The sequence below is a fragment of the Leuconostoc palmae genome, assembly GCF_019656075.1.
Lineage (GTDB): Bacteria > Bacillota > Bacilli > Lactobacillales > Lactobacillaceae > Leuconostoc > Leuconostoc palmae.
In genome coordinates this window covers 51,725-73,669 of sequence record NZ_BPKZ01000005.1, presented here as the reverse complement: position 1 = coordinate 73,669, position 21,945 = coordinate 51,725, and the positions used below count along the sequence as shown (strand labels likewise).

Annotated in this window: 22 protein-coding genes; 4 read left to right on the top strand and 18 right to left on the bottom strand. The window is 35.2% G+C overall.

Annotated features, from left to right (window positions below):
* Positions 1–4: 4 nt before the first annotated feature.
* Complete coding sequence (locus tag K5Q12_RS03925) at positions 5–505, bottom strand: GNAT family N-acetyltransferase (protein WP_220742462.1); 501 nt, start codon at positions 503–505, stop codon at positions 5–7.
* Positions 502–951 carry a tRNA (adenosine(37)-N6)-threonylcarbamoyltransferase complex ATPase subunit type 1 TsaE gene (gene tsaE, locus K5Q12_RS03920; protein WP_220742417.1) on the bottom strand — a complete coding sequence of 150 codons (450 nt, stop codon included), beginning with the start codon at positions 949–951 and terminating at the stop codon, positions 502–504. Before tsaE ends, K5Q12_RS03925 begins: the two co-directional genes overlap by 4 nt.
* Positions 952–1,026: 75 nt before the next feature.
* On the opposite strand from tsaE, the gene pncB reads away from it, so the two are divergent.
* Genes pncB through K5Q12_RS03905 form a run of 3 tightly spaced genes read left to right on the top strand, consistent with a single transcriptional unit; the run spans position 1,027 to position 3,944 of the window.
* A complete protein-coding gene (gene pncB / locus K5Q12_RS03915; RefSeq protein ID WP_220742416.1) occupies positions 1,027–2,376 on the top strand; it encodes a nicotinate phosphoribosyltransferase in 1,350 nt (449 codons plus the stop codon).
* 1 nt (position 2,377) lies between these two features.
* A complete protein-coding gene (gene nadE / locus K5Q12_RS03910) occupies positions 2,378–3,205 on the top strand; it encodes an NAD(+) synthase (protein ID WP_220742415.1) in 828 nt (275 codons plus the stop codon).
* Between the two features lie 37 nt (positions 3,206–3,242).
* On the top strand, positions 3,243–3,944 hold the full coding sequence (locus K5Q12_RS03905; protein WP_220742414.1) for a hypothetical protein: 702 nt from the start codon (positions 3,243–3,245) through the stop codon (positions 3,942–3,944).
* 13 nt (positions 3,945–3,957) lie between these two features.
* Here the strand turns inward: K5Q12_RS03905 and K5Q12_RS03900 are convergent, their stop codons facing one another.
* From K5Q12_RS03900 to K5Q12_RS03870, 7 genes are read right to left on the bottom strand one after another with little or no spacing between them, the layout of a single operon-like run.
* Positions 3,958–5,040, bottom strand: coding sequence for a SepM family pheromone-processing serine protease (locus K5Q12_RS03900; RefSeq protein ID WP_220742413.1), 1,083 nt, complete (start codon positions 5,038–5,040; stop codon positions 3,958–3,960).
* Complete coding sequence (gene coaD, locus K5Q12_RS03895) at positions 5,040–5,516, bottom strand: pantetheine-phosphate adenylyltransferase (RefSeq protein ID WP_220742412.1); 477 nt, start codon at positions 5,514–5,516, stop codon at positions 5,040–5,042. The genes K5Q12_RS03900 and coaD overlap by 1 nt, the downstream gene beginning before the upstream one ends.
* Entirely contained in the window at positions 5,513–6,088 is a 576-nt protein-coding gene (rsmD, locus tag K5Q12_RS03890) for a 16S rRNA (guanine(966)-N(2))-methyltransferase RsmD (protein WP_220742411.1), read from the bottom strand. The genes coaD and rsmD overlap by 4 nt, the downstream gene beginning before the upstream one ends.
* 33 nt (positions 6,089–6,121) lie before the next feature.
* On the bottom strand, positions 6,122–6,409 hold the full coding sequence (locus K5Q12_RS03885) for a YlbG family protein (RefSeq protein ID WP_220742410.1): 288 nt from the start codon (positions 6,407–6,409) through the stop codon (positions 6,122–6,124).
* Complete coding sequence (locus K5Q12_RS03880) at positions 6,406–7,590, bottom strand: FtsW/RodA/SpoVE family cell cycle protein (RefSeq protein WP_220742409.1); 1,185 nt, start codon at positions 7,588–7,590, stop codon at positions 6,406–6,408. Before K5Q12_RS03880 ends, K5Q12_RS03885 begins: the two co-directional genes overlap by 4 nt.
* 6 nt (positions 7,591–7,596) lie before the next feature.
* On the bottom strand, positions 7,597–8,667 hold the full coding sequence (gene pepA, locus K5Q12_RS03875) for a glutamyl aminopeptidase (RefSeq protein ID WP_220742408.1): 1,071 nt from the start codon (positions 8,665–8,667) through the stop codon (positions 7,597–7,599).
* Positions 8,668–8,691: 24 nt separating this feature from the next.
* On the bottom strand, positions 8,692–9,366 hold the full coding sequence (locus K5Q12_RS03870) for a 2,3-bisphosphoglycerate-dependent phosphoglycerate mutase (protein WP_220742407.1): 675 nt from the start codon (positions 9,364–9,366) through the stop codon (positions 8,692–8,694).
* Positions 9,367–9,649: 283 nt separating this feature from the next.
* On the opposite strand from K5Q12_RS03870, the gene K5Q12_RS03865 reads away from it, so the two are divergent.
* Positions 9,650–10,957: an NCS2 family permease gene (locus K5Q12_RS03865; RefSeq protein ID WP_220742406.1), complete on the top strand. Its 1,308-nt coding sequence runs from the start codon at positions 9,650–9,652 to the stop codon at positions 10,955–10,957.
* A 33-nt stretch (positions 10,958–10,990) separates the two neighbouring features.
* On the opposite strand, the gene recN is transcribed toward K5Q12_RS03865, so the two are convergent.
* The 9 genes from recN to pcrA all read right to left on the bottom strand — a co-directional run bounded on the left by recN (position 10,991) and on the right by pcrA (position 21,911).
* Positions 10,991–12,670 carry a DNA repair protein RecN gene (recN, locus tag K5Q12_RS03860; protein ID WP_220742405.1) on the bottom strand — a complete coding sequence of 560 codons (1,680 nt, stop codon included), beginning with the start codon at positions 12,668–12,670 and terminating at the stop codon, positions 10,991–10,993.
* Positions 12,671–12,695: 25 nt separating this feature from the next.
* Entirely contained in the window at positions 12,696–13,151 is a 456-nt protein-coding gene (locus K5Q12_RS03855) for an arginine repressor (protein ID WP_220742404.1), read from the bottom strand.
* Entirely contained in the window at positions 13,144–13,986 is an 843-nt protein-coding gene (locus tag K5Q12_RS03850) for a TlyA family RNA methyltransferase (RefSeq protein ID WP_220742403.1), read from the bottom strand. Before K5Q12_RS03850 ends, K5Q12_RS03855 begins: the two co-directional genes overlap by 8 nt.
* Positions 13,987–13,988: 2 nt before the next feature.
* Positions 13,989–14,897 (bottom strand): polyprenyl synthetase family protein, encoded by a 909-nt coding sequence (locus tag K5Q12_RS03845; RefSeq protein ID WP_220742402.1) that lies wholly within the window; start codon positions 14,895–14,897, stop codon positions 13,989–13,991.
* Positions 14,890–15,114, bottom strand: a complete 225-nt coding sequence (locus tag K5Q12_RS03840) for an exodeoxyribonuclease VII small subunit (protein WP_220742401.1) — start codon at positions 15,112–15,114, stop codon at positions 14,890–14,892. Before K5Q12_RS03840 ends, K5Q12_RS03845 begins: the two co-directional genes overlap by 8 nt.
* Positions 15,107–16,393: an exodeoxyribonuclease VII large subunit gene (xseA, locus tag K5Q12_RS03835; protein WP_220742400.1), complete on the bottom strand. Its 1,287-nt coding sequence runs from the start codon at positions 16,391–16,393 to the stop codon at positions 15,107–15,109. Before xseA ends, K5Q12_RS03840 begins: the two co-directional genes overlap by 8 nt.
* Before the next feature lie 62 nt (positions 16,394–16,455).
* Positions 16,456–17,598 (bottom strand): CamS family sex pheromone protein, encoded by a 1,143-nt coding sequence (locus K5Q12_RS03830; RefSeq protein WP_220742399.1) that lies wholly within the window; start codon positions 17,596–17,598, stop codon positions 16,456–16,458.
* Positions 17,595–19,640 carry an NAD-dependent DNA ligase LigA gene (gene ligA / locus K5Q12_RS03825; protein ID WP_220742398.1) on the bottom strand — a complete coding sequence of 682 codons (2,046 nt, stop codon included), beginning with the start codon at positions 19,638–19,640 and terminating at the stop codon, positions 17,595–17,597. Before ligA ends, K5Q12_RS03830 begins: the two co-directional genes overlap by 4 nt.
* A gap of 24 nt (positions 19,641–19,664) precedes the next feature.
* Entirely contained in the window at positions 19,665–21,911 is a 2,247-nt protein-coding gene (gene pcrA / locus K5Q12_RS03820) for a DNA helicase PcrA (RefSeq protein WP_220742397.1), read from the bottom strand.
* Positions 21,912–21,945 lie beyond the last annotated feature (34 nt).

Here is a 21,945-nt window from a genome sequence, read left to right as displayed (position 1 = left end):
ATTATTACTCTTTTTCCTTTAAATACTTGGTCATCCTTTGTAGTTTCGCTACTTTACCATTTGGTAGAGTAAATGATGTTTCATATCCTTGGTTTACAAAATTAAATTTATGATAAATATGTATGGCAACTTGATTATTGGTTTGAACGTCAAGCCACAATTCAAAAATATCATTTTCTTCTGCCCAAGTAATCAGTTCAGTCAATAATAATTGTCCAAGTCCGGCTCTTTGAAACTGTTTTAAAATTGCTAGCCCGACTTCCCCACGACTAACTGATCCTATGCCAACTGGTTGACTCATACTTTCCTGTTTAGCAATTAAAAGTAAAGTAACTGCTTTGTAATCGTTGAAGTCGGTTTCAGAATTGCCATCACGCATACTACCAATAGTAAACAGGTCAGTTTCAGACATCAGTGTTTGGATTAAATTTTGCCATTTAACAGCGGAATCTAAATTAGCTACTTCAATCTCGAAAACTATTGGCTTATCAAAATCAAACATTATAATAGTTCCTCAATTTCACTAGCTTTCCCATGACCTTTAAGACAAATACGTCTAAAATCATCAGGTTCACCTCTAAAAAAACTAATACTTAGTCTATCATTAGGTAATAAATCTAGCATATATTGTGGCCACTCGATAATTGTAACCCCATCTGTACCTACATAATCTTCAAATCCTTGATCTTGGGCACCAGTTTCTTCTAAACGATACGCATCAAAATGATAGATTGATAGCTGATCACCTTGGTAAGCATTCATAATGTTGAATGTTGGACTTTTCACTCGTGATTTCACACCTAATTGTTTAGCAAAACCTTGTGTAAAGGCAGTTTTTCCAGATCCTAAATCCCCATTCAGCGTAATGACCAAACCAGGATAAACATGCTTAGCAATCTCAGCTGCTAATTTTTGAGTTTGAATGATATTATTAGTCAAGAATTCTTTCATGGCATTATTATAACACGGCTTTTATAATTTATTTTTGTTATAATATGAGCAATAATCATCTTAGAGGAAAACATAATGTCAACGCAAGACGATTCACTCACATTACATACCGATCTCTACCAGATCAATATGATTTACACTTACTGGCAAACAGGTATTCATAACACACCTGTTATTTTTGAATCCTACTTTAGAAACTACCCTTTTAAAAATGGTTATACTATATTTTCAGGATTAAGTCATATTATTGACTACCTGAAAAACATTAGATTTAGTCAGACAGATATTGATTACTTAAGAAGTCTAAATCTATATAGCGAAGATTTTTTGATTTTCCTCAGTAATTGGCAACTATCAGCCACAATACGGTCCCCTTATGAAGGCGAGGTCATGTTTGCCCATGAACCGTTAATTCAAGTTGAAGGTCCTCTTATTGATGGCCAATTATTAGAAACAGCTCTACTAAACATCATTAACTATCAAACTCTGGTGGCTACCAAAGCATCAAGAATAGTCGACATTGTTAATGGTGATCCGCTTCTTGAATTCGGTACTAGACGTGCTCAAGAATTAGATGCCGCATTATGGGGAACAAGAGCTGCTTACATTGCAGGTTTTGATGCAACGTCCAATGTGCGAGCAGGTAAATTATTCCATATTCCTGTTTCAGGAACACATGCTCATGCTTTAGTACAAGCATTTAAAAATGATTATGAAGCATTTACAGCTTATGCAAAAACACACAAAGATGTTGTCTTCTTAATCGATACCTTTGATACATTAAACTCTGGTATTGTCAATGCAATTAAAGTAGCCCAAGAATTTGGATCAAAAATTAATTTTAAAGGTGTCAGAATTGATTCAGGTGATATGGTTAGACTTTCTAAACGTATACGACTAAAATTAGATGAAGCGGGTTTTCCAGATGCAAAAATATATGCTTCTAATGACTTAGATGAATATGCTATAGCCTCTTTAAAACATAAAGGTGCAGCAATAGATGTTTGGGGCGTTGGTACAAAACTAATCACTGCATATGATCAACCAGCACTAGGTGCTGTTTATAAGATGGTTCGTATTGCAAATGAAAATACAATTAAATTGTCAGACGATATCGAGAAAATTTCAACGCCGGGCAAAAAGCAAATTTGGCGAAATAATGGACAAGATATTGTCGGCTTATCTCATGAAAATTATAGTGGAGAGAAACTACTACATGATATTTTTGTGAACGGAGACTTAACATATCAAGAACCATCTACTGAACAAGTACGCGACTATAAAAAAATGTCACTATCAAAAATTTCTGATAATTATAAGAAACTTGAGGTAACTGATCACTATCCAGTTATACTTTCAGATAGTTTAAAAGAACAAAAAGTAAATATCATTAATCAAGTTAAAAATCATATTAAGGAGAACTAGTATGCGAACACTCCAATCTCAAATCATTGCTAATTTAAAAGTTCAGCCGAGTATTAATCCATTATTTGAAATTGAAAGATCAGTTAACCTTCTGAAACAATATTTATTACATAATCCACAATATCAAACTTATGTAATTGCCATTTCTGGTGGTCAAGATTCTACATTAGCTGGCAAACTTGCCAAAATAGCCATTGAAGAATTAAACGCTTCACATGATGAATCCCTATATCAATTAATTGCTGTACGACAACCATATGGTGAACAGTTAGATGAAGCTGATGCACAAGAAGCCTTAACATTTATCAATCCTGACATTATCTTGACAACTAACATTAAAGCAGCGACAGATGCTATGACTAGTTCTCTAAGAGAAAGTGGTTTGATTGTTAATGACATGAGCAAAGGATCTATTAAACCTAAAGTAAGAATGATTGCCCAATATGCCATTGCTAGAGAACACAATGGTGTTGTAATTGGTACTGACCATGCATCAGAAGCTTTTGCTGGTTTCTTTACAAAATATGGTGATGGTGGGACAGATATTAATCCTCTCTGGAGATTAAACAAGCGGCAGGGGCGCCAAATGTTAGTGGCATTGCAAGCACCAAAAACACTCTATGAAAAAATACCCACTGCTGATCTTGAAGATAAACATCCTCTGTTAGCTGATGAAACTGCATTAGGGGTGACTTATAATGAAATAGATGACTATCTTGAAGGAAAATCAGTAGAAGAGTCCGTAGCAAATAAAATTGAATCACTTTATTTAAACAGTGAACACAAACGTCATGAACCAATAAACGTTTACGATACTTGGTTTTATTAAATTAATATTCTATACCACAATTTATAGGAGTTTTATAATGACTAATAGCTCACCCATATGGATTTATTACGACAATATAGCAACATTGGAACCTCTAATTGATTCTGAAACAAAAGTTGGTATGATTGGTGATTCTTATCATATTAACCCACCATTCATTGAAAACTTTGTCTACGAAGATAGTTCTAGTGAGTTAACTATTCGTTTTAACGAACAACCACAAAATATATTTTTATATTATCGACCGGAAAATTGGCAAGAGGTTCATAGAATATCAATGTTTATCGAAATTCTATCCAATACAATTGCTTATTACAGTCCTGATGACAATCGTATCACTGTAAATGTGCCAGCTCAAAGTTTTTGGGAAACGCCATTACGCGTTATCTCTCAAGATGGCCAATTTTGGTACCAAATTGATACACACGCTTGGTTGAGATACGATCCTGTAATCATGACTATATTGAATCAAGAGCCAAAAACTCATGTTATAAATTATTTTAAAAAACAATTTATAGAACCTACACAACCTAATGCCGTAGTTGACTTCATTAAAAATGGCTCAACAGATGTGTTTTCTGAGCCATATGGGTTACCTATAAGTAGTTTGATGGATGGCGACTTAGTCACCATTATTGATGAACAAAATAACCAAAACGGACTGACTTGGTTTAAATTAGCAAACAATGGCTGGATTAATAGCCTTTATATTAAAAAATTAAAAAAAGACTCCTTATAATAAGGGGTCTTTTTTAATTCACTGTCTTAATTATTTTTCCATTTTCAAGATAATTGACAGCATCATCAAAGGTTTCAACTGGTATAACCTTTAAATTAGGTGCATACTTTTTAGCTGTTTGTTTTGCCAGTTGATAATTAGTTTGATGTTGATCTTCATACTTCAAAAGCGCTTTAGTGGGTTCAATGTATGGCGCAAAAAAGATTGTTGATCCTGCATTTTTAGCCGCAATAATTTTTTTATCAATACCACCTATTTCACCTACATAACCATTCGCATTGATTGTACCAGTGCCAGAAATATTGCGATTTTTTGACAGTTTATCACCAGTTAACTGATCATACATTTGTAGTGTAAACATTAGACCCCCAGATGGTCCTCCTATTTGTCCAGGATCTACTGTTACTTTGGGATCAGTTTTAACCTCTACATTGTCCGTCAAAACAATGCCTATTCCTGAACGACCATTAGGGTACTCCGATGATTTACTACTAGGCAACTTAATCGTTTTGCCAGTTGTTTCACCTGCTTTGCCATCTCTTAAATACTCTACTTTGACATCCGTATCCTGCTTTTTGTTTGCTAAATACTTGATAAAGCCATCTGAATTTTCATAATGATGTTGATCAACAGCTGTTATGGTATCTCCAACATTAATCGTTTTTTTAAAATGCGAGTTGTCCGTCACACTTAACACATATATACCGCGATAAGTTGTTGTGATTTTTTGATTGGCTTTCTTAAACGCAACTTGTTCAGCATTAGCAATGGCACTTTGCATATAAAAATTTTGTACTTTGGCAAAAACTGCTGAACTTTCACCTCCAGTTATATCTTCAGATTTAGAAAAAGATAAATGGGGATTAATCAACGTTTGTAAATATCCAAATCCATTAGCCTTTGACAAGTACACTGACGTAATGTTATATCTACCTTTACTATTATCTTGTTTGCCATCTATCTTAACAAACTGTGACAAATCATCTGCTTCACCGGGAGCTTCAATATATCCGTCCAATGGCCAAAACATACCACCAATCCCAATTAATAACAATCCTGCAATAACTGCCGCAACAAGTTTACTTTTCTTTCTCATTAATTGAACCGCTCTTTCAAAGCATCAACAACAGCTTTGGGAACAAATTTCGACATATTTTCTGCTCCCATACTGCCAATTTCTTTTACCATTGAACTTGAAATATTTTGATTTTCAGGTTTTGCTAATAAAAGAACCGTTTCAACGTCGGCTAGTGCACTGTTAACACCCGCAATATCACGCTCATACTCAAAATCTTTACTGTTTCTCAATCCACGTACAATAAACTTAGCACCTACTTCAGACATAAATTGGACAGTCAAACCATGCATAATCTCAACTTCAACGTTTGGTATATCTGCAACTACCTTACTAATCAAATGACATTTTTCTTCTGGTGTAAACAAGTTTTTTTTACTGTGATTATTTCCAACACCCACAATTACCCTATCAAACATAAAACTAGCTCGTTTAATAATATCTAAATGACCATTGGTTAACGGATCAAAGCTTCCTGGAAACAGTGCAATACTCATTTTTCGTCCTCTTTTTTTATTCCTAAAAAGCGATAAACCGTAACAACAGTTATACCGTAGTGCTTTTGTTGTATAATTTCAAAATATGAATTTTCTTCAGGTAAATTGGCTGAATCATTACTTTCAGCTAATATAATAGCATCTTCATTTAACATACCATTAGTGGCTAAGTATAACATATCATCTTGAATTGTCTCTTTTGCATAGGGTGGATCCAAAAAAACTAAATCAAACAATTGATTATCACTTTTTAATTTTTCTAATGCTTGCTGTGCTGATGATTTAATAACAGTAAACAAAGATTGTTGATGTGTTTTCTCGATATTACTTTGAATCACTTTAATCGCTTGAAATTGACGATCAATCAAAATAGCATGATGCATGCCTCTTGAAACAGCTTCTATACTTAAACCACCAGTCCCAGCGTACAAATCCAATACTTGTCCACCACTAATATATGGTGTTAGTATACTAAACATTGCTTCTTTAACTTTATCAGTCGTAGGCCTAGTTTTATCACCATTTACTGCTTCTAATCTTGTTCCCCTAAATTGTCCGGATACTACTCTCATATTATAAATACTGAACGTTGTCTGAGTCCATCATCAACGCACACTCTCCTCATCATAGTTTTCAAAGAAAATATCATCATGTAAATTATCTAAATCTGGATCTATATCTGGGCGTGGTGACATTAATACTTTTTTAACAAATTTATATTGTTTAATTTTTTTTATTTGCTCGTCAATGTCCTTGTCATCGACATAAATCATGGCAACATTCATTTTATGAGATACATAACTTAAATAACCAAACTTTTTAAGTTGTGGTGCATGTCTTATTTGTTTTAAATAAATATATAAAGCGCGTCTGGGATAAATTTCAAAAGTCATTTATAATCCTTTCTAGATAAAATATCTGCGGGATGAATATCTACTTCTTTCTTTTGTGTCGCGGCTATGTTAAGTGTTAACCCAACTGCAGCACTGAAAACAATATATGATGAGCCACCACCAGAAATAAACGGAAAAACAACACCTGTAATCGGCAAAACACCGATAACACCACCTAAATTAACCAAGGCTTGAATAAATAACAATGAGGATATACCAAATAGTAATAATCTATAGTATTGGTTTCGCTGTCTAATACCTAAAAGTATCATTCGACCAACTAGTATTAGAAGTAGTATCAAAACTATTGCAGTTGTAACAGCGCCTAGTTCTTCAGTCATTACCGCCATAATAAAATCAGTATTTGATTCCGGCAAGTAAGGTTTAATTAATGAATTACCTAATCCAACACCTAAAAATCCACCATGAGAAATAGCATAGTAACCATATAATAATTGACGACTAGCATCAGCCGCATCTGGATTCCAAGGGTTAACAAAGCTTGTTAATCTTGTTAAAGCATAATGATTACTTCCCGTAATATGAAACACTTGATCGCCAATTTTTATTATTGTTTGTAGAAATGCAAAGCTCAAGCCTCCAAGAAAGGCTACAAATCCGATAATCAAACGAGGCACACCTGATGCCATAAATAAGACAAATAAAATTAAAAATGTAATCAATCCATTTCCATTATCCGGCATAATAAAAACTAAAAATAGAGCTGATATTGGTAGTGCCAGCACATTAAGGTGAAATAGCGGTTGATTACGGAACCCAACGCCTATACGCCAAGGATGTTTTGCAAAAAAATCTGAAAAGTATAATATTATGCTCAACTTTAAAAATTCAGCTGGCTGAAGGGTTACTGGTCCTAAATTAATCCATCCATGTGCACCATTTACTGAAGGCATAATGAATTTAGCAATTAATAACGCACCAATAACAATTAACAGTATACGCTTCATATTTTTTTTAGTTCTTAACAGGTTCATGTTTAAATGATATAAAAAAAATGCCCCCATTAAACCAGCTACAACAAATATAGCTTGCTTAATAAAATTGAAAAATGCTGTATTTGCACCTTGAGTAGCTGAAAAAACCATCACAACACCTAACATACTTAGCAAGGCATATGGTACAGCTATCCAATAGTCTAATTTCCGTAATTTTTTAAACATAACAATTTAATCACCCATTATTGTTTTTAGATTGCTATTATCCAAATTTTTGGCAATTGCAATAACAAAATCTTTTGCAGCTTCAAAATCTGATATAGACCATACAGTTTGGTGCGTATGGATATATCTAGAAGCAACACCTAACGCTACAGAAGGAATCCCTGATAACTCACTTTGTGCTGCTGCATCTGTGCCACCCTTTGCAATAAAATATTGATAAGGAATGTGGTTATCTTCGGCAGTAGACAACAAAAAGTCACGAAGACGTACAGGCATCACAACAGTTGGATCAAACACGCGTAACAGTGTTCCTTGGTCCAGTATACCTTGCTGCCCGCTATGCTTAATAGTATCATCTGCAGCGCTTGAATCAACTGCAAAAAAAATATCTGGCTTTAATAAATTAACTGCGCCGTGCGCACCACGTAATCCAACTTCTTCTTGGACATTGGCGCCCATAATTAATGTATTGGGTGTTACTTGATTTTGTAATGCTTCTAATGCTTCCAAAATGGTAACCATACCAAATCTGTTGTCCCAAGATTTCGAGAAAACACGTTTTTTATTTGCTGATAAAATTGTTTCAACCTGTGGGACAATAAAATCACCAGGTCTCACGCCATATGCTATTGCTTCATCAGAGTCAAAGAAGCCAGCGTCAAAAATAATATTGTCAATTTCGGGCAGTGATGGATTGGCTTTGTCTCTTAATAAATGCGGTGAAATCGAACTTGAAACAACTGGATACTCCCCAGAACTAGTAAATAACGTAAATCTCTGAGATGAGACAACTAGCGGATTCCATCCACCAACATTGGTAACTTTTAATGCACCACTAGATAAAATGTTCGTTACAATGAACCCTACCTCATCCATATGTGCAGCAAACATGATTCTTGGTGATTCAACTAATGTCGTATTTTTAACACCAAAAATACCCCCTAAACCATCCTGATGTATGCTATCAACTAAAGGTGTAATATCTTCTCTGAATAGTTTACGAATATGATGTTCTTGACCAGAAGTGCCCTGTATTTCAGTATATTTTTTTATCTTTTGCCATGTTCTATCGTTCATAGTTTATCCTTTGCTGTTGGGCAATTAGTGATGTACAAGATAGTGACGACTACTCATTTTAAAATTTGCATCAAAAACATAATAAATAGGATCGCCGTTACCAATTTCCAACCCATCAATATCATTATCACTAATTTTTTCTAAATATTTAATCAGTGCCCGTAATGTACTTCCATGAGCAACTATAAGTTGATTCTTGCCAGCCTTCAACGCAGGCTGAATAACTGATAGCCAATACGGCAGCAATCTGATACTGGCCATTTCAAGACTTTCAGCTCTAGGTTCAATATTATTAGGATAACGTCTATCATAGACTAGCTCATTGACCAAAGGTGGTATAGCTGTATAGCTGCGACGCCATAGCGCAACTTTATCGACACCATATTTAGCACGTGCCTCATCCTTATTCATCCCTCTTAATGCACCATAATGACGCTCATTTAAACGCCAAGTTTTATAAATCGGTATCCAAGACTGATGAGATTCAGAAAGAATAATGTTTGCAGTCACAATGGCGCGTTGTAAATATGATGTGTGAACTGCATCAAAATTTAACTGTTTTTCAAAAATAGTCTCCCCAACAATTTTAGCTTGTGCGCGCCCTTTGTCAGTTAATGGTACATCGGTCCATCCAGTAAATTCATTGTCACGGTTAGCAGTTGACTCTCCATGCCGGACAAGTACTAAATATGCTCCCATAAGCGAACTTCCTTTGATTCATAATATATTAATTATAACATTAAACAAATTTGATATAAGACGATTTAATATGTCTTGTCATCATTATGTGTTAGATTGATATTTCAATGATAACCGAACAATTCTGAGAATCCGTTCGTTATTAAAGCGCTTTCAAATATTTAATACACGATTTTTTTGTCATTCTTTACATAATTTTATACTGTAATTATTTAATTTAGTATTTTATACTGTTACACTTGAGTAGAACGTGTTAACGTTACATTATTTTTGGGAGGCAATCATGTCTACGATTGCAAATTATTTTAAACTGAACGAGTTAAACACATCGATTCGTACAGAATTTATTGCTGGTTTAACAACTTTCGCTTCAATGGCATACATTTTATTTGTTAATCCAACAGTTTTAGGTGCTGCTGGTATGGACAAAGGCGCAGTTTTCACGGCAACTGCTGTCGCATCAGCTGTCGCAACATTATTTATGGGCATTGTTGCTCTATATCCAATTGCTATTGCACCTGGATTAGGTGTGAATGCTTTCTTTGCTTACTCTGTTGTTATTGGCATGGGTGTCAAGTGGCAAACAGCTCTAGCAGGGGTATTTGTCGCTGCCATCATCTTTTTAATTTTAACCTTTTTCAAAATCCGTGAGAAAATTATAAATATTATTCCTCATAATTTGAAATTGGCTATTGCTTCTGGTATAGGTTTGTTTATTGCATTTATTGGATTACACGATGCCGGTTTAATTGTGGCTAACAAGGATACAATGGTATCTCTTGGTCATTTGACAACACCTACTTCTTTGCTTGCTATTTTTGGCATTATCGTTACATTTGTCTTATTAACTCGTCAAATACCTGCTGCTATTTTTATTGGTATGGTACTTACTTCAATTGCCGGTGTTATTTTTGGACTCATAAAATTACCTAATAGTTTTGTGTCATCAGCTCCTTCACTCTCACCAACATTTGGACAAGGTGTGATGCATATTGGAGATATTAATTCCTTACAAATGGTAACAGTTGTTATTACCTTTTTACTGGTAACTTTCTTTGATACCGCAGGAACAATGATTGGTCTCGCTACACAAGCAGGTTTCATGAAAAATAATGAAATGCCACGTGCTGGACGCGCCTTGATGGCCGATGCGGTAGGTATGACTGTAGGAGCTGTTATTGGTACATCTCCTACATCTGCTTATGTTGAGTCATCTTCTGGTATTGCTGTTGGTGGTCGTTCTGGTTTAACCAGTGTCTTTACTGGTATTTTCTTTCTACTTGCTTTATTTTTCTCACCACTACTAACAGTAGTTACTTCTCAAGTAACCGCACCTGCTTTGGTTGTTGTAGGTGTGCTTATGGCAAAAAGTTTACGTCACATTGAATGGGATGATTTTGCTGTTGCTGCCCCTGCTTTCTTAATTGTCATTGGTATGCCACTTACATATTCTATTTCAGATGGTATCGCTTTAGGATTTATTCTATATCCTATTACAATGATTGCTACAGGTCGTGGCAAAAAAGTTCATCCACTGATGTACGGACTTGCCGTACTATTTATACTATTCCTTGTAATTGTTGCACATTAAAAAAGACTGAGCTGGCTGCTCAGTCTTTTTTACTTACGTCAAGTTACCAATTTTTGCACGTAATTCTTTTGCATTTGCCAAAGCCATTTCAGTGACATCATCACCAGATAACATCATTGCAATAGCATGTGCCTTTCCAGATTCATCTAGTGGTGTAACATGCGTTACTGTTCGATCACTATCAGTCGTTTTAGCAATTAAGAAATGATGATTTGCTGCTGCTGCAACTTGTGGTAGATGAGTAATCGCAAAAACTTGTGAAGTCGATGCAATTGTCAACATTTTTCTTGCAATGGCTTGCGCAACACGACCCGAAACACCAGTATCAGCTTCATCAAAAACAATAGAAATAATTTGTTGTTGTTTAGCAAAAGTTGTTTTTAATGCTAACATCAGTCTAGATGTCTCACCACCAGAAGCAATTTTTGAAAGAGGCAACATACCTTCCCCGACGTTAGTTTGTACGTAAAACTGCACTTTTTCAGAGCCAGACGAGGTAAATCCTTCTATTGATTCGAATTCAACAGCAAATTGTGCTCCTGACATTAACAATTCAGACAACTGAGCATTAACGTTTTGCTCTAATTCTCGAGCAACTTGTTGACGATTTTCACGTAATCTCATAGCTTTCTGACGTAAAGACTGTCTTAAGTTATTTTGTTTAATCTGCAATTGTTCAATATTAAAAGTATCGTCATTTAACACAGCTAGTTCTGCATCAACTTTTTGTTTAAACATTAATACATCGTTAACTGTTGATCCATATTTACGTTCTAAACTGTGAATTAACTGGAGTCGTTCATCAATCCTTATTAATTGTTCTTCATCATATGTTAACTCACTGATTTGTTCATCAATATCTCTACCTACTTCTTGCGCTGTATAATAGCTATCTGCTATTGTTTTTGCTAATTCTGCATAGGCATCATCATATTCAGCAATTTCTTGTAATTCATGCATTGCTTCAGCCAATAAATCAATTGCACCACCTTGATCACTATTTAATGCCAATTGTGTATTATTTAATCTATCAGCTATCTTCTTATAGTTAATCAGTTTACCCCTAGCGTCAACTAAATCATCTTCTTCATTTGGCTTCAAATCTGCATCTATTAACTCTTGCTGTTGAAATTGCAATAAGTCCAGTCGCTGAGTCATCTCTTGCTGGGAACTCTGTATTTGTCTAATACGCTGAGTTACCGCTTTAAAGTCTAAAAATTCATTTAAATAAAGTGATTTAACTTTTTGTAATTGCTCTCCACCAAATGCATCTAATAACATTAAATGCTCATCTGAATTAAGTAACTGTTGCGTGTCATTTTGTCCTTGAATATCAACTAGTTGACGACCAATTAATGCTAAGAATTTAAGGTTGACTAACACACCATTGATGCGAATCACGCTACGCCCATTTTGGTTCAGTTCACGATAAATAATGAGTTGGTTGTCTTCAACATCAATCCCTTGATCAGATAGTTGTGCCATAATAACCTGATTATTTTTCACATTAAAAATAGCTTGCAATATGGCTTTTTTGCTACCATGGCGAATCATATCAGAATTAGCACGACCACCTGTTAATAAAAGTAATGCACCTATAATAATTGATTTTCCGGCACCAGTTTCACCAGTTAAGACTGTCATGCCTTCATCAAATTGAAGTGAAATTTTTTCTATAATAGCAAAATTTTCAATGATAAGATTTTCTAACATATTTAACCTACTCTTTCAATAACAATTATTTTTCAAGCAATTTTTGAATAATATTTGTCATCTGTAAAGTCGCCACACCTTCTTTTAATAATACGAGTACTGTACCATCATCACTCAGTGTACCAAATACTTCTGGAAAATTAACTTGTTCAAACAAATTTGCTACAAGCTGTCCGTTACCAGGTTGAACTTTTATCATGATTTGTCCACGTTGCGAACGCTGACTCAAAAAAGATTGCTGCATTGCCTTTTTTAAACGTTGCAGATGTGGGCGGTCATCTTGCTTAGGTAAATGGTATTGAAAACTACCATAACTTGTTGGTACCTTAATTAATCCTAGTTCATTAATATCACGTGAAATTGTTGCCTGTGTGACACTCTCACCAAGCGTTTCAAAATAAGCGACAATATCTTCTTGTCTACCCAGTTGTTGATTTTGAATCAACGCCATTAAATTTTTTTGACGTATTTTTTTATTCATCATCTTTACTACCTGTGTGATTTAATTGCGCATATGTTTGTTGTAACAAATGATCAATGCTAATATGTTCTTCAATACTAGCAAGCTCATCGCGTTGCAGAACTGCCAAAAATTCAATATTCCCTTGACCACCTTTAATTGGTGAGTATGTCAATGCTTTAACTGAAAATCCATCATGCAACATAACTTGTATCATTTTTTGTAAAACTTGCTTATGAACTGCGGGATCTTTGATGATGCCATTCTTGCCAACATGTTGACGCCCTGCTTCAAACTGAGGTTTAATGAGGGCAACTACTTGCCCACCCATACTAATGATATCTGATAATGGTGGCAGAATTAATCCCAAAGAGATAAATGACACATCAATGGTTGCAAATGAAGGTTGTCCAAAAACAAAATCTCCTAATTGCGCATATCTAAAATTAGTATTTTCCATGACTTTTACACGGCTATCAGATCTCAATTTCCAAGCAAGTTGGTTAGTCCCAACATCTAATGCATAAACCAATTTTGCACCGTTTTGTAAAGCCACATCTGTGAAACCACCGGTTGATGAACCAATATCTAAGACAACTTTATCAGTGACAGAAATATCGAAATCATTTAACGCCTTTTCAAGTTTCAGACCACCACGGGAAACATATTTCAACTTCTCACCTTTGAAATGTAATTCAGTGGTGACTGGAATTTTTTGTCCTGCCTTGTCTAGACGCTCTTCATTTTCACCCAAAATTTCGCCAGCCATAACTGCTCGCTTAGCTTGTTCGCGGGATTCAAATAATCCTTGCTGAACTAATAAAACGTCAACACGTTCTTTTTCTACACCACTCATAATTAATCTCCAATAATGTTCAGAAAACTATCTAACAAGTCACGATTGAAACACGTCTCACGTTTAGCAATTAAATCTAAGCACTGTTTAGCTTGACTGATAAACTGATTCCTTAAATCACGTGCAGCATCTAGTCCTATGATATGTGGCAATGAGGCAACATCTTCTTGATTATCTTGTTCATAATCATCTAAATCATCTTGAATTTGAAAAGCTAACCCAAAATTTTTGCCAAATTCAAATAAATCATGGCTTGTATTTGCATACGACGTTAAATTTTCAACGAACTGTTTTAGTAATAATCCACCAATTCCTGCTGAAAAACTTAATAGTGCAGCAGTCTTTGGTACATAAACCTCATCTAACAGCCAATTTTTTAATATTTTGTCTCGTTGTCCATGATTTTGCATATCATGTACCTGACCAATGACCATTCCCTTACCACCTGAAAATAGTGATAACTGTTGAGTTACTGTGATCAACAATTGATCACTAATATTTAAATCTTTTTGACCTATATCATTGGACTCGGCAATAATCTGAAAAGCACCAGTTAGTAAAGCATCCCCAGCTAATATGGCCATATCTTCGCCAAATTTAGCATGCAGACTTGGCTTACCACGACGCAATAAATCATTATCCATAGCCGGCAAATCATCATGAACCAAGGAATATGAGTGTATCCACTCGACGGCTGTTGTCAATTTTAGTAGCTGTGGCGAAATATGCACGCCAAAACTATCCAAGACTGCCAATGTTAGTATCGGTCTTAAACGTTTTCCGCCATTTAATACGGCATAAGATAACATATCAGTAAATTTTTGATCGTTAGCAATTACTGAAATATCTCGATTTAGTTGATTATCAATTAGCGTATGCCATTTTTCTTGAAACTGTTCCATTTTAGTCATTTGTTAATTCCAGATCTGTCATATGATTATCATCACTCATGACTTTGGCTAAAGTAGATTCGGCATCTTTTAGTGTTTTTTGTAAATCCTTAACAAGACTTACCCCATCTTTAAAATCATTTAAAGCACTTTCCAAAGGTCGATTGCCTTTTTCTAATTCGCTAACAATTGTTTCTAGTTTCTCTAGCTTCTCTTCAAATGTTTGTGATTCACTCATTAATTATCTCACTCTTTTCCATAATTTTTGCTGTTGCTTTTCCATCACTCAAACGCAATTCAACTTGATCACCAATTTCAATATCACTTATTTGTTTCACAATCTTATTTGATTTTTCCATCATAACAAAACCACGATCTAAAATTTTTAATGGACTCATTGTATCTAATTTAGCTGCTAATATGTATAGTTTTTCTTTTGGTTGCTGTAACAAATGCACCCCAATTTGTTTGTGCCTTTGAGTTAATACATCTAGATGATGACTGGCATCCACAATATATCTTTGAATGCTTTGACTTAAACCATAATTCAACTGATCAAGTTTTTGATTATATCCGATGTATAAACGGTCTGGTTGTTGAAAAATAATGTGATTTGCTACTCGATTAACCCGATCTCTTTGAACATCAATTCTTTTTTTCATGATTAAGTTTAACCTAACTTGTAATTCATTTAATCGTGAAAGTAATTGATTCAACGTTATTGGTGTTGCTAGCTCAGCAGCGGCAGTAGGGGTAGCTGCTCGATGATCAGCAACCAAATCAACTAGTGTATTATCCGTCTCATGTCCAACAGAACTAATGACTGGAACCTTAACTGCTGCTATGCTTCGAGCTAATTGTTCATCATTAAAAGACCACAAATCTTCAATTGATCCGCCACCACGGCCAACAATCAATGTATCGAAATCATTAGACTGATCAACTCTTATCAGTTGCTTGATAATAGACTCTGCAGATTTTTCACCTTGCACAACTGCCGGAAAGAGTACAACTTGCGCAGTTGGAAAACGGCGTTGGACTGTTTTAGCAATATCTTCAATAACGGCACCTGTTGGGGAAGTTATCACTGCTATTTTCTTTGGAAACAGAGGTAATACTTTCTTTGGTAAATTAAATAGGCCCTCGGCGGACAACTTCTTTTTTAATTGCTCATAGGCCAAAAAAAGATCCCCTATACCATCTGGGGTCATTTGTTCCAAAATAATGGCATATGTCCCATTTGGTTCATAAAGCTGAACCCGCCCAATCGCATTAATTTTCATCCCTTCTTCAGGTTCAAATTTTAAACGATTGGCATAAGAAAACATAGCAGCAGAAATTACTGCTTGACCGTTTGGGTCTTTAATAGAGAAATACAAATGACGTCCACGGCGTCGACCCATATTAGAAATTTCACCCGTTATATAAATTTTTGATAAATAGGGATCGACATCGAATTTACGCTTTAAATACGCCGTCAAAGCACTGATTGATAGATATTTTTGGTTTTCACTCATAGGTAAATTATACCATTTTCATGCATATATACAAAAAACAAAAAAGCATAGGTGCCCTATGCTTAATCTAATATCGTTGTTGTAAACGCTTTATCATTTTCATTTCTTGTTAAAATAGCTTGTGTATCATTTGCTGTCTTGATTACTATTCTAACGGGAACATTACTTGGTAAAAACTTTAATGCTGATTGTGCTACATAAGTCGTAAAACTATCAATCTCTGTTTGTGAATAAAACTGCGTATTCACTGTCACATTCATTTGTGTTAACACGCCAGATTTAAAATTAGCTACAGCTGTTGCCCCAGCAATATTAGGGAAAAAATTAGCAATATCGTTTTTAAAGTTAGCAAAACCACTGTTCTCATCATTCCCAAGTTTTGAGGCATCATTTGCTTCTTTAGGCAATACAATTGATTTATCACTAATATCTGTCCATTCTCCCAGATCGTCCCCGTGAGTACTTTTTGCTTGTGCATAAAAACCACCTGGTGCTAGTGAATCTGCTGGTGCATTAGCATACATTGCAATGACAATAGGCACATCATTTGGAACACCTGATTGTGATCTTATTTGAGCTAGCAACTTAGGTGCGATTTTTTTGCCATATGCAATACGATCTGCATCTGAAATATTTTGTGTGTAAGTAGCACCATACTGCTCTTTTTGATATTGATCTTGTGTATTCATAGCAACACCGACAACCATCCCAGATAACTTTAAATCATTACCTTGTTTAGACATGAAGTCCTGTTCCGTTAAGGTTTGAATATATAGTGGATTGCGTGAATTATCATTTTTACCATTATCTTCTGGGTTTAGTCCATTTGCATCATCATTACTTTTTCTTCCTAGCAATCCCGTAACAGTATCTGAGCTCAAATACTGCCCTTCTTGAAAAATATATTGTGCTGGCTTAAACTGTGTCTTTGAAAATTTCAATAAACTCGACTCAAAATGTTGAACATCTAATTGATTAGGTTCTGAACTAGCCGTTATACCACGTGCGGCACTTACTAAATAACGCCCGTCTTTAATAACTGTTTGATATTCACCAGCTGTACTCTGTGTTATTTGTACACCGCTAGCTTTTTTAGTTGCAGTTGGTGCTACACGATTCATATTAAAAAAATATAATCCGCCCACCGTAATAACTAAAATACTAACTGCAATAATCATATAGCCACGAAAACCGATTCGACTCATTTATCATTACCCTCTTTTGCTTGCGCTTCAACTAAATTTTGTTCTGTCCAAACTGTAACACCTAATGATTTTGCTTTGTCGAGCTTGCTGCCAGAATCAATCCCAGCAATTAGTAAATCAGTTTTAGCTGAAACTGAACTAGACACTTTGGCACCATGATTTTCTAACCATTTTGTAACAACTGGACGACTATTAATCTCTAGTTTACCAGTTAATACGATCCTTTTGCCATAAAAAAATGAGTTTTCATCAACTGTAACATCAGAAAGATACTTTTGGTTAACATTTTGATCAGCGAGTTCTTGAATTAATTGTTTAGATTCCGGCATACTAAAATATTGGACAATTGACTTGGCTATCATTTCTCCTATACCGTCAACCTTAGCAATATCATCCTTTGAAGCTTGAGCAATTGCTGACAATGTTTTAAATTGTTCAGCAACTAGTCGTGCAGCTTTGGATCCTACCATTCTAATACCCAAACCAAAAACTAGTCGTTCTAGTGAATTACGTTTTGAATTTTCAATTGCTTGAATTAAATTGGTTGCTGACTTTTCTTTAAATTTATCTAACGTTAATAGTTGATCGATATCAAGCCTATAAATAGAGGCGACATCCTTTATATATTCTGCCTTGAGTAATTGACTAACAACCCTTGGCCCCATACCATCAATATTCATAGCATTTCTTGATGCAAAGTGAGTTAATTTTTCTTTGATTTGTGCTGAACAAAACGGATTAATACATCTCAAAGCAACTTCACCCTCTAAATGCACTAACTTAGAGTTACAGGCAGGGCAATCCATAGGTATTTGATATATTTCACTATTTTCTGGTCGTTTGTCTAATATAACTTGCCCGATTTCAGGTATAATATCGCCCGCCTTATGTAAAGTGACTGTATCCCCAATCCGTATATCTTTAGCAAGGAGATAATCAGGATTGTGTAGGCTAGCCCTTTTTACGGTTGTTCCAGCAAGTTGAACTGGCGTCATAACAGCAGTCGGAGTAACGGCTCCAGTTCTACCAACTGTCCATTCAATATCATGAACAACAGTTAATGCTTCTTCAGGCGGAAATTTATAAGCAATGGCCCAGCGTGGTATTTTTACTGTGTTACCAAGTTCTACTTGCATGTCTAACTGATTAACCTTTACAACAACGCCATCAATACCATAAGATAACTTATCACGTTTTATTGTATATTCACTAATAAATTTTTTTATCTCTGACATATTTTTAATAACCACATTGTGTTTATCCGTTGGTAATCCAAGCTCAGAAAAACGTTGCAAAGCCGAACTTTGTGTTGTTACACCAATTTTTTCAGGTTCAGCAGTGTAATAAATAAAAGCAGATAATTCTCTTTGCTTTGTAATTCGAGTATCCAACTGACGAAGCGAACCAGCAGCTGCATTTCTAGGATTGGCAAATGCTTCTAGTCCGTCTGCCTCACGTTGTAAATTCAAAGTTGCAAAGCTAGTTTTTGGCATATAAATTTCACCACGTACTTCAATCGTTATTGGTTCATTTAGGGTTTGAGGTATTGATTTAATTGTTTTAACATTTGCCGTGACATCTTCACCAATTAAACCATTACCACGAGTGGATGCTTGAATCAATACACCGTTTTCATATTTCAGAGCCACTGCTAATCCATCAATCTTCAATTCTAAATTATACTCTGATTTAAACCCTAAAGACTTACTTGTACGTAAATCCCATTCATCAAGCTCTTCTATACTAAAAACGTCACCTAAGGATAGCATTGGTGCTGGATGCTGGACTTTTGCTAAATCAGTTTTAACGTTTTTTCCACCCACATTTTGGGTCGGTGATTCTGGTGTGATGAAATCAGGAAACTTAGCTTCCAGTGCAACCAGCCTCGCATACAAAGCATCATAAATATGATCTTCTACCATGGGTGCATCTTTTTCATAATAAGCAACACCATATTGAAGCAAATCAGTTTGTAACGTAGCAATTTCTTTCTGGGCTTGCTGAATCGTTAAATTAGTAATTGGTGTAAACTCTGGTAACATTTAGTCTTCTTCTCACTTTTATTTTTAATCAATCTTTTTAATTGGTGCAAATGCTGCTAATAGCTGCTTAACACCTTCCGATGGAAAGGCTACTTTAAGTTCTTGATCATCAGACTGTCCTGAAACAGAGATAACTGTACCTATTCCCCACTTTTTATGTGAAACTTTATCTCCAGATCTCCAAGCTGTTTGATCTGCACCCGTTACACCATTCGTTGTTTTAGTAACTGGTGTTGCGCGATAAGTAGTTGCTGTCGCCATTTGAGTCTTGCGGTCAAATGGAAACAAACGCGACGCTGATTCATTTTGTCGACTACTAAACTGGTTGTCCAACAATTCAGGAGAAATTTCATCAATAAAACGTGATGCTTCATTTGCTTGGGTTCTACCATAAAGTAAACGTGAAAATGCGTTTGTTAAGAACAAGCGTTTCATGGCGCGTGTAATGCCAACATAAGCCAATCGTCTCTCTTCTTCTAATAAATCTTCGTCCATTAATGATCTAGATAGGGGGAAAATGTTTTCTTCCATGCCAATCAAAAAAACAATAGGAAACTCTAAACCTTTTGCAGCATGCAACGTCATTAGAGTCACTGCGCCATCATCTTCTTCAAAATTATCTAAATCACTCATCAACGCAGTTGTACTCAGGAAATCTGTCACTGGATCAATGGTATCAGGATCATTATGTTGATATTTATCGTCAAACTCTTTTGTAACAGATAAAAATTCTTCTAAGTTTTCAAGTCGTGCTTGACTATCAGGATCGTTTTTCTCAGTTAACATTTGCCGATATCCTGATTTGACCATAGCGATTTCTGCTAGTTCTGTAACATTTAAAAACTCAGACTGCTGTTTTAAATTATGCATCATATCAGCAAACTCCAAGAATTTTGAAGTTGCTTTAGTGCTAATTGCAGGTGCTAGTTCAATGCTCTCAATTGCGGTCATATATGACACATTTAAACGATTTGACAAATCACGTAAACGATTCAACGAAGTTGCTCCTAATCCTCTTTTAGGTTCATTAACAACACGTTCAAAAGCGGCATTATCATTAGGATTAGTAATTAAACTCATATAAGACATAATATCTAATATTTCTTTGCGTTCATAAAATTTATGCCCACCAACCATTGTATAGGGCATATTTGCTTTAACTAAAGATTCTTCGATATTACGTGATTGTGCATTTGTTCGGTAAAGAACAGCAAAATCGCTATAGGCCAGTTGTTGTTCTTTACGAAGTTTTTGAATGTTAGCTAATACAAAATTAGCCTCATCATGCTCACTTTGAGCACGATAATAAATAATTTTTTCTCCTTTACCATTTTGTGTCCATAGATTTTTAGGTACTCTTTCATTATTATTATTGATGACCGCATTAGCAGCATCTAAAATATTTTGAGTTGAACGATAGTTTTGTTCTAACATCACAGTATGGGCATTAGGATAATCTTTTTCAAAATTCAAAATGTTATTCATGTTTGCACCACGCCAACCATAAATCGATTGATCAGCATCACCAACAACCGCCAAATTTTTAGAACGTTGCGCTAATAAATTAACAATTGTGTATTGAGCATCATTTGTGTCTTGATACTCATCAACATGTAAATATTCAAATTGTTGTTGATAACGTTCTAACACTTCTGGTGTAGATTGAAAAAGATCAATAGTTAGCATAATTAAATCATCAAAATCAACACTTTGTGCGCGTTTTAATTCAGCCTGATAAGCCGTATAAATTTCTGCAACTACTTCTTGAAATTGATTATCAGCTGATTTAGCATAATCTTTTGGCCGTAACATATCGTTTTTAGCATTAGAAATCATCCCTAATACTGATTTTGGATCATATTGATTAGTGTCTAGATTAAGATCATTAATAACACGTTTCATCAACGTACGTTGTGCACTAGTATCAATGATTGTGAAATTCTTGGCTAATCCAATAGATTCCCCATCTCGACGTAAAATACGAACTGCCAGCGCATGAAAAGTAGATACCCAAATATCTCTAGCAACGTCTTCTGATAACAGTTTAGCAATTCTCTCGCGCATTTCACGAGCAGCTTTATTTGTAAAAGTAATAGCCAAAATACGCCACGGCATAACATTTAAATCTTGTACCAGATGAGCAATACGATGCGTTAAAACCCTTGTTTTTCCAGATCCAGCACCTGCCATAATCAGAAGTGGTCCTTGTGTTGTTTGGACCGCCTCTGATTGTTTATCGTTCATACCATTAATAAGTTGTTCTACTGACATATTTGCTCCTAAGCTGTTAATTAACTTCTACTAT

What these genes read in the sequence shown, in the direction of transcription:
- K5Q12_RS03905 (WP_220742414.1), top strand. Translation starts at nt 3,243, where the DNA reads ATGACTAATAGCTCACCCATATGGATTTATTACGACAATATAGCAACA.
- K5Q12_RS03830 (WP_220742399.1), bottom strand. Translation starts at nt 17,598, where the DNA reads ATGAGTCGAATCGGTTTTCGTGGCTATATGATTATTGCAGTTAGTATT.
- pepA (WP_220742408.1), bottom strand. Translation starts at nt 8,667, where the DNA reads ATGAACGATAGAACATGGCAAAAGATAAAAAAATATACTGAAATACAG.
- K5Q12_RS03870 (WP_220742407.1), bottom strand. Translation starts at nt 9,366, where the DNA reads ATGGGAGCATATTTAGTACTTGTCCGGCATGGAGAGTCAACTGCTAAC.
- K5Q12_RS03850 (WP_220742403.1), bottom strand. Translation starts at nt 13,986, where the DNA reads ATGAGTGGTGTAGAAAAAGAACGTGTTGACGTTTTATTAGTTCAGCAA.
- K5Q12_RS03865 (WP_220742406.1), top strand. Translation starts at nt 9,650, where the DNA reads ATGTCTACGATTGCAAATTATTTTAAACTGAACGAGTTAAACACATCG.
- rsmD (WP_220742411.1), bottom strand. Translation starts at nt 6,088, where the DNA reads ATGAGAGTAGTATCCGGACAATTTAGGGGAACAAGATTAGAAGCAGTA.
- pcrA (WP_220742397.1), bottom strand. Translation starts at nt 21,911, where the DNA reads ATGTCAGTAGAACAACTTATTAATGGTATGAACGATAAACAATCAGAG.
- pncB (WP_220742416.1), top strand. Translation starts at nt 1,027, where the DNA reads ATGTCAACGCAAGACGATTCACTCACATTACATACCGATCTCTACCAG.
- K5Q12_RS03900 (WP_220742413.1), bottom strand. Translation starts at nt 5,040, where the DNA reads ATGAGAAAGAAAAGTAAACTTGTTGCGGCAGTTATTGCAGGATTGTTA.
- tsaE (WP_220742417.1), bottom strand. Translation starts at nt 951, where the DNA reads ATGAAAGAATTCTTGACTAATAATATCATTCAAACTCAAAAATTAGCA.
- K5Q12_RS03855 (WP_220742404.1), bottom strand. Translation starts at nt 13,151, where the DNA reads ATGAATAAAAAAATACGTCAAAAAAATTTAATGGCGTTGATTCAAAAT.
- recN (WP_220742405.1), bottom strand. Translation starts at nt 12,670, where the DNA reads ATGTTAGAAAATCTTATCATTGAAAATTTTGCTATTATAGAAAAAATT.
- nadE (WP_220742415.1), top strand. Translation starts at nt 2,378, where the DNA reads ATGCGAACACTCCAATCTCAAATCATTGCTAATTTAAAAGTTCAGCCG.
- ligA (WP_220742398.1), bottom strand. Translation starts at nt 19,640, where the DNA reads ATGTTACCAGAGTTTACACCAATTACTAATTTAACGATTCAGCAAGCC.
- coaD (WP_220742412.1), bottom strand. Translation starts at nt 5,516, where the DNA reads ATGAGTATTGCACTGTTTCCAGGAAGCTTTGATCCGTTAACCAATGGT.
- K5Q12_RS03840 (WP_220742401.1), bottom strand. Translation starts at nt 15,114, where the DNA reads ATGAGTGAATCACAAACATTTGAAGAGAAGCTAGAGAAACTAGAAACA.
- xseA (WP_220742400.1), bottom strand. Translation starts at nt 16,393, where the DNA reads ATGAGTGAAAACCAAAAATATCTATCAATCAGTGCTTTGACGGCGTAT.
- K5Q12_RS03885 (WP_220742410.1), bottom strand. Translation starts at nt 6,409, where the DNA reads ATGACTTTTGAAATTTATCCCAGACGCGCTTTATATATTTATTTAAAA.
- K5Q12_RS03880 (WP_220742409.1), bottom strand. Translation starts at nt 7,590, where the DNA reads ATGTTTAAAAAATTACGGAAATTAGACTATTGGATAGCTGTACCATAT.
- K5Q12_RS03845 (WP_220742402.1), bottom strand. Translation starts at nt 14,897, where the DNA reads ATGACTAAAATGGAACAGTTTCAAGAAAAATGGCATACGCTAATTGAT.